Consider the following 1,511-nt stretch of genomic DNA (forward strand, 5'->3'; position numbering starts at 1 on the left):
ATTTGTAAAAGCATTTATGTAAGTGTACTAACGTAATGACGGATATACAAAAAAAGTCATAAATGATACAAAAAATGTATCATTTATGACTACTTAATATTGCTGACAAATTGATGTGTTATTATATTTTTTAAAGTTGCTGATCATCACTTAATTTATGATAGCCTTTTAGATAATAGAACAATGTCATAAAACCTAAGAACACGATACCAATAACAACTGAAACAACTGTTTCTTTATTAAATAACATGCCGATTAACACCATGATAAAGAACGCCATTGTAATATAATTTGTTATTGCGCCGCCTGGCATTTTAAAAGGATGATTTTTGAGTTCTTCGCTGTGATTTTTTCTGAATCTTAAATGACTAATTAATATCATAAACCACGGTACCATACCTGGTAAAATCGAGGCACTGTATACGTAAAAAAAATACTATCTGCCCCTTTAATAAATAAAGGCAAAATAACATTTAATAACGCACCAACTAAAATACCAATTGCTATTGCAGTAACCGTCCAAATAGGAACACCATTTTTCATAACTTTACGGAAAAATTTAGGTAACATGCCCTTTTGAGATAAGTTCAACGTCATTCGACTAGCGCTAAATATACCAGAATTACATCCTGACATTGCTGCAGTCAAAACTACAAAGTTAACGAGTCCAGCAGCAAACGTAATACCCACTTTTGCAAATGTTGCAACAAATGGACTGCCAATGTTTCCTAATTCATCCCAAGGATAAACAGTTACAATAACGAAAATGGCTCCGATATAGAAAATTAATATACGCCATATAACACCATTAACCGCACTTTTAATATTTTTTTGTGGATCTTTCGTTTCACCAGCAGTAATACCGATTAATTCAACACCTTGATAAGAACCAATTACAATAGAAAGTGCGAAGAAGAAACCAATCCAACCATTAGGCATAAAGCCACCATGTGACCATAAATTAGAAAGACCTATAGCCTCTCCACCATTACCAAGTCCGAAGAAAATCAAACCGAACCCTGCAATAATCATCAAGATAATAGTTACTACTTTTATCATTGCAAACCAAAATTCAAATTCACCAAAAGCTTTAACTGATACTAAGTTAGCACCAGCCAACAATAATACAACTATAATACCTGGTATCCATTGTGGTAAATCAGGAAACCAATAATTCATATATTCTCCAACGGCGATAACCTCACTCATACCTACAACAACCCATTGGAAAATATTACTCCATGCTGTCAGATAACCAGCAACTGGATTTATGTAATCACTTGCAAAGTTTGCAAAAGAACCTGAAGTCGGGTGTAAATATACCATTTCCCCCATAGCTCTCATCACTAAAAATAAAAACAGCCCAGCTATTAAATAGGCAAATATTACTGAAGGCCCTGTCCATTTAATCGTACTTGTCGCCCCCATAAAGAGTCCGACACCAATCGTTCCACCAAGTGCTATCATCCGCAGGTGCTGTTCGACCTTACCTAGATCAAGCCATTAACCTT

Annotated in this window: 2 protein-coding genes and 1 pseudogene; all 3 read right to left on the bottom strand. The window is 34.7% G+C overall.

All coding sequences use genetic code 11. The annotated features are described in order from the left end of the window. Nucleotides 1–130 precede the first annotated feature (130 nt). Nucleotides 131–265 (bottom strand): hypothetical protein, encoded by a 135-nt coding sequence (locus tag ACXAC4_RS21090; RefSeq protein WP_475165148.1) that lies wholly within the window; start codon nt 263–265, stop codon nt 131–133. 21 nt (nt 266–286) lie between these two features. Continuing rightward, nucleotides 287–397, bottom strand: a pseudogene (locus ACXAC4_RS21095) (hypothetical protein); the annotation flags it as partial. Continuing rightward, nucleotides 379–1,467, bottom strand: a complete 1,089-nt coding sequence (locus ACXAC4_RS21100; protein ID WP_475165146.1) for an amino acid permease — start codon at nt 1,465–1,467, stop codon at nt 379–381. The pseudogene ACXAC4_RS21095 and the gene ACXAC4_RS21100, both read right to left, overlap by 19 nt. Nucleotides 1,468–1,511 lie beyond the last annotated feature (44 nt).

The sequence above is a fragment of the Pseudoalteromonas sp. AWM4_233 genome (assembly GCF_056158285.1).

What these genes read in the sequence shown, in the direction of transcription:
- ACXAC4_RS21090 (WP_475165148.1), bottom strand. Translation starts at nt 265, where the DNA reads ATGGTGTTAATCGGCATGTTATTTAATAAAGAAACAGTTGTTTCAGTT.
- ACXAC4_RS21100 (WP_475165146.1), bottom strand. Translation starts at nt 1,467, where the DNA reads ATGATAGCACTTGGTGGAACGATTGGTGTCGGACTCTTTATGGGGGCG.